This is a genomic window from Pirellulales bacterium, assembly GCA_035546535.1.
In the GTDB taxonomy this organism is placed as follows: domain Bacteria; phylum Planctomycetota; class Planctomycetia; order Pirellulales; family JACPPG01; genus JACPPG01.
The window spans coordinates 1-5,071 of record DASZWQ010000067.1; the positions used below are offsets into that span (position 1 = coordinate 1).

At 60.5% G+C, this 5,071-nt stretch carries 4 protein-coding genes and 2 tRNA genes; 2 read left to right on the forward strand and 4 right to left on the reverse strand.

Annotated elements, in window-relative coordinates:
* Positions 1 to 412: 412 nt before the first annotated feature.
* Positions 413 to 1,921, reverse strand: coding sequence for a TolC family outer membrane protein (locus VHD36_09225; protein ID HVU87493.1), 1,509 nt, complete (start codon positions 1,919 to 1,921; stop codon positions 413 to 415).
* Positions 1,922 to 2,140: 219 nt separating this feature from the next.
* Entirely contained in the window at positions 2,141 to 2,794 is a 654-nt protein-coding gene (locus VHD36_09230) for a protein-L-isoaspartate O-methyltransferase (protein ID HVU87494.1), read from the reverse strand.
* Positions 2,795 to 3,040: 246 nt separating this feature from the next.
* On the opposite strand from VHD36_09230, the gene VHD36_09235 reads away from it, so the two are divergent.
* Together VHD36_09235 and VHD36_09240 are read left to right on the forward strand one after the other, a co-directional pair.
* A tRNA-Cys gene (locus VHD36_09235) sits at positions 3,041 to 3,114 on the forward strand.
* A 160-nt stretch (positions 3,115 to 3,274) separates the two neighbouring features.
* Positions 3,275 to 3,349, forward strand: a tRNA-Asn gene (locus tag VHD36_09240).
* 226 nt (positions 3,350 to 3,575) lie between these two features.
* Here the strand turns inward: VHD36_09240 and VHD36_09245 are convergent.
* Together VHD36_09245 and VHD36_09250 are read right to left on the reverse strand one after the other, a co-directional pair.
* Positions 3,576 to 4,430, reverse strand: coding sequence for a restriction endonuclease (locus VHD36_09245; protein ID HVU87495.1), 855 nt, complete (start codon positions 4,428 to 4,430; stop codon positions 3,576 to 3,578).
* A 34-nt stretch (positions 4,431 to 4,464) separates the two neighbouring features.
* Positions 4,465 to 5,071: hypothetical protein (locus VHD36_09250; protein ID HVU87496.1), on the reverse strand; the 607-nt coding region annotated here is incomplete at its 5' end.

Consider the following 5,071-nt stretch of genomic DNA (forward strand, 5'->3'; position numbering starts at 1 on the left):
CAGGAATCGGTGCCGGCTGCGCGGCTGGCGATTCGGGCGCCGACGCCGCCTGCGGCGATTTGGTCGTCGTGTCGTCGTCGGCAATGATGCGACGGATGGAGGCTAGAATTTCCTCCATCGATGGTTCCTGTGCCTTCGCCGGCTGCGTCATGCCCGCATCCCCGCTGCCTGGTCCCGCTGCCTATCGGTCTATGCCAGCCCTGCCCGGCAGCGCGATCACCCAGGCGGGTCGCCCGCCTCGGCCCCATTGGCTTGGCCTTGTTACGCCTGCGTGCCCGCCGCCGAATCGGTCGTGATGAGTATGCGATACCGCTTTCAGCTTGGCGATACCGCTTTCAGTTCATGTTTCAGTATGTCACGGCGAAATGTGGATGCAAGAGAACGGCTGTGGACGGCCACATCCGTATGAGTCCTAGCGGCCGTCGGGCGTGCGCAGACCGATCCAGGCATCGCGCACTTGCCGATAATGCACTTCGGGATCGTAGACCGGCACGTTGAGGCCGAGCGTCCGCACCGCCAGCGCGCCGACCGCAGCCAGTAAGGTGTACGACGCGACGACACGGTCGTGCTGCGCAGTGACCAGCGCCACGCGCGCGTTGACCAGTTCCTGTTGCGCGTTGAGCACATCGAGCGTCGTGCGCTGGCCGACGCGTGCCTCTTCGCGCACGCCGTTGAGCGCGATTTCGGCGGCATTGACCTGCGCGGTGGTCGCTTCGATCTGTGCTTTTGCGGCGACGAGCTGTCCCCAATTTTGCACCACCGTGGCGCGCGCCTGGTCGCGGTTGACGTCGAGGTTCAGACGCTGCTGACCGAGCGTTTCCTTGGATTGGCGAATGGCGGCATATTCGCCGCCGCCCTGATAGATCGGGATGGTCAATTGGCCGGCGACGGAAGCAAGGAATTGCCGGGCGGTGTTAAAGGTCGGCTCCCAGTTCTGTGAAACGTTGGCCGCCAAAGTCAGGTTCGGATAGAGCGATCCCTCGTTGATCTTCACCGCCAGTTCCGCAATATCGACACCATATGACGCCGCCAGCACCGAGGGGCTTAGCGCCTCGCCCTGCGAAATCGCGGCTTTGAGCGATGGCGGCGAAAAGCGATCAACAGGAACGCCGGGCGCAAGCTTGCCCGGCGCGACGCCGATCACGCGCCGGTAATTGCCTGACGAGGTCATGTAGTTCGACTGCGCGCCAAGCAAAGCCGAGCGGCCCGCGGCGAGGCGCGATTCCGCCTGTGCTACATCCGTGCGCGTCACCTCGCCAACCGTGAAGCGGTCGCGTGTCTGCTTGAGTTGCTCGGTGAGCACTTCGACGTTGCGGCGGTTCAGTTCGAGGATCGCTTCGTCGCGCAGCAAATTCATGTAAGCGGTGGCGGCGTCGAGCAGCACCTGCTGCTCGGTCACACGCAATGTTTCGCGCGCACCCATGACTTGGCTTTCCGCCTGACGCACCCGGTTGGCGGTTTGCATGCCATTGTACAGCGTCTCGGTGGCTGACGCTCCGACCCCGCGCGACGTATACGGCACAGACACGCTGGTCGTGGCGGCGAGGCAGCCCGAAGGGAATGACCCGACGCAAGGGCCGCTGGCCAGAAAGCCGGTGGTCCCGTTGGTGTAGGTTTTTGCGACGTTGCTTGTATAATTCTCGCCGCCGTTCGCGGTAATGCTCAGCCTGGGGCGATAGCCCGACAGCGCCTGCGGCACGTTCTCGTCGGTGGCGCGCAACGCTGCGCGCTGGGCATTGAGTGAGGCATTGTTCTGGTAGGCTTGTACCAACGCCCATTCGAGCGTGTCCGCTGCCGCTTCGCTGCAGGGTATTGCAACGGCAGCGAAGATTAAGGCGAGGCTCGACGCGGACAGGACAAATGCCCGTGCCCCGCTACTGCGCATGACCCACGACACCAACGCTTCCCCGCACCCACCCATTCGGCAATCGCCGAGGCCTGTTGTGGCCCTTACCCGACTCCTCCGCCGTCGGAACCCCGCAACGGCGCCGGATTGAGCACATTAAGCGCCGTCATAGCGGCATAAAAGTCCTGGGGAGAGAAGCTGCACAGAATTCCGATCAATGGCACATATGCGCCACAGGTAATCGCCGCGTAACCGCGGCCCGACAGCGGCACGCGATGGCGGCCGGCGAACCAGCTAGAAAACGAAGGTCGGCGCGGCGCGAAAGCCCGGCAGAGTCACGGCTCCGGCGTCGAAAATCGGCCTGCCGACAAGATGGCCTTCGGCCAGGCGAAACAATGTGGCCTTGGCCGCCGGTGCGTGGCCGAAAATGCAGGCGAGTCGCCCGCCTGGCTTGAGCTGGCGGCCGAGGGCCTCGGGAACGACCTCGGTTGCTCCATCGAGCAGGATGAAATCGTAGGGCGCTGCAGCGGGCCATCCGGCAGCCAGCGGCCCTTGCACGACGACCACCCTTGCAGGACCGCTACCGGCCAGCGATGCCTGGGCTTGGCGGCCTAAATCCGGGTCCTCTTCCAATGCCACAACGGAACCGGCTAACTGCGCAAGCACGGCCGCCGAATAGCCAAGGCCGCAGCCGACATCGAGCACGTGTTCGCCGCCCGTGAGCTGGGCGGCCTCGACCAGTTTGGCAAACACCATCGGCGCCAGCATGGCGCGGCCGTTGCCGAGATCGAGCTCGCCGTCGACATAGGCCTGTTCTGCCAGCCGCCGCGGCACGAAACGCTCCCGCGGCACGTCCAGCATGGCGGCGATCAGCTCGGGACTGTGAACGTCGACGGTTCGGACCTGTCCGTCCACCATCATCCGGCGTGCGAGCACGCTGTCGAACATCGTTTTGCATCCCCCTGGGCGGCAAAATGCTGCGCAGCAATGCGCCGGGTTGTGCTGCACGGCCCGACAAAACGCAAGCGGCCGGTGGCGACTTGCATCACGGCCGCGCCCGGCCGAACCGTTGCCCGCAACCGCTCATTCCTCTATAGAGCACCCCAGCTTGCCTCTATAGAGCAGCAGCTTGCCTTTATAGAGCAGCAACTTGCCGGTGCCGGCACATCCGGCATATCAATCACGCCGGCAATGGGCCACGTGGCGGAGTGGTTACGCAACGGTCTGCAAAACCGTGTACCCCGGTTCAATTCCGGGCGTGGCCTCCAGCCTTTGCTCGCGGAGCGAGGGAAGGCTGGAGTGCAGCGAGGGCGGGCCGAGCGAGCCGCCGCGAGCTGTGTCCCGGCAGGCCGCAATTCCGTTGCGCTGCACGCTTTCAAAGCGGGAGCGACTTTGTTATATGCGCCTGCGTAAGCACTTGAGCCCTGTTCCCCGGTAGCTCAGTGGTAGAGCAACCGGCTGTTAACCGGTTGGTCGCTGGTTCGAATCCGGCCCGGGGAGCCAACTAAATCAAGAGCTTAGTTCACAATTCCCTCCTCTACTTTCAAAGCGAAATCCCCGGGGCCGCGCCCGGGCCGCGCCATCAAGGCCAAACCGGAAACCGCTCGGGGAGCCCGATCTACCCGCCGCGGCCGAAACACGAACCGGCACGGCTCCTAGCTTCGGCGCGGGCTTGTAGCCGACAAAGGCCAGCCGTGGAGTACCCTTCTCACTCAGGGACATTCACGGATTAGCCGAATAAGTCAGACACGCGCGCAAGCGTTACGCCGTGCTCAACGGCTCTTCTAACTTTGCGGCGCAGCACTTCAGGCAACGGAAGACGACGTTGGAAGGTTTCGCCGAGATCGCGTCCATCAAGGCAAATCACTTTTCGCGCACGACCGAAGGCTATGATTCCTTGTTCCGTAAAGCCACTATAGCTAACGAACAATCCGCGGCTCCAAGCTGCCCGCTGATCCACCTTGCCGTGGAACGCATGCAGGTCGCTGGCACCCGTCATTTCGTTGTGCCATTTCGCTTCGACAAGATAAATCGCCTCATCTAAAACGAAGCTTCCGTCAATTTGCTCTCCAGTGAGCCGAAATGGCCGTTCAGCCTGTAGTCCAAAAGCATCAAATAACTTCCTGAGGAACGTCTCGAATTTGTAACCACGTTCATGCGGCGGCAATTTCGTAAGTGACAAAAGCGCGTTTTGAATTACATCGTACTTCACATGCTGAAAGTCTTCTTTTGATGCAGCGCTTTCTTCTCTCGGCTTATGGCCCAATTGCGACAGTAGTTCGAGAAATCGATCGTGTGCCCCCTCGACCTCTTCAGCTATTTTTTGACGCTTCCGGAATATCTCTCGATGTTCCCACAACGCTTTTAGCGTCTTAGCAGCAAGAGCAACGTCTACGTTTCGTAGAAAATAGCGGAGCCGCTTCCCTTTCGATGACCCTTCCTGCGACCACTTCGGATCATCGATGTTGACGCCCAACTCGTCACGAAAAAACTCTGCGAACGTTCGGTCGCCGAACGCGGTTTGGCCGCCAGAAAATCTAACGACATAACCGTCTCGTATGAACAGATCTTCGACTGTCATCATGTCGCGTGCGCGCAATGTCGGAGACGCTTGAGTATTAGTCATAGCCAACGGCCGCACGTTCAAGTTCACGCACCCGACACCATACTTTCGGTATTTCTTCGTCAAGTGCAAGTTCTAATTGCCGCGCGAATTGTTCGAAGTCGTCGAAGCAATCCATGACCTTTTTACCAACCTCCTTGAGTGTTTCGCCACTGAGGTCTTCGTCGCCGTCTTCGTAGGATAGACCGCCGGTTTCTTGTGCAAACGCGTGGGTCATGGTTCCCAACGCGTCGTGAAGCATCGCAATGTATTTCACGCTTGACCGGCGAAGACTATCAATTTGCCGTCCCGTGTCGGGATGACGATCCATGTATTGTTGAAGCTCTTGGCGACAGCGGTCCGTTCTCTGCATGAGTTCAACGGCCTTTGTTGGCCACGTTTGATAGATTTGATGAGGGTCCCCGTTTTCATATTCGTCAGTTAGACGAGGCACCTCTGACATTAACTGACGAACATCGAACACGGCCTTGCGCTCTAGCTCTAAGGTCTCGGCGGTTTTCGTTAGCGGAATAATCGCTGCGCCTGCCGCTTGCCTCTGGGTTTCTTTTACCTGTCGCCATACTGGCAAGACGGCGATGTATCCCACGACGAACGCGCCAGCC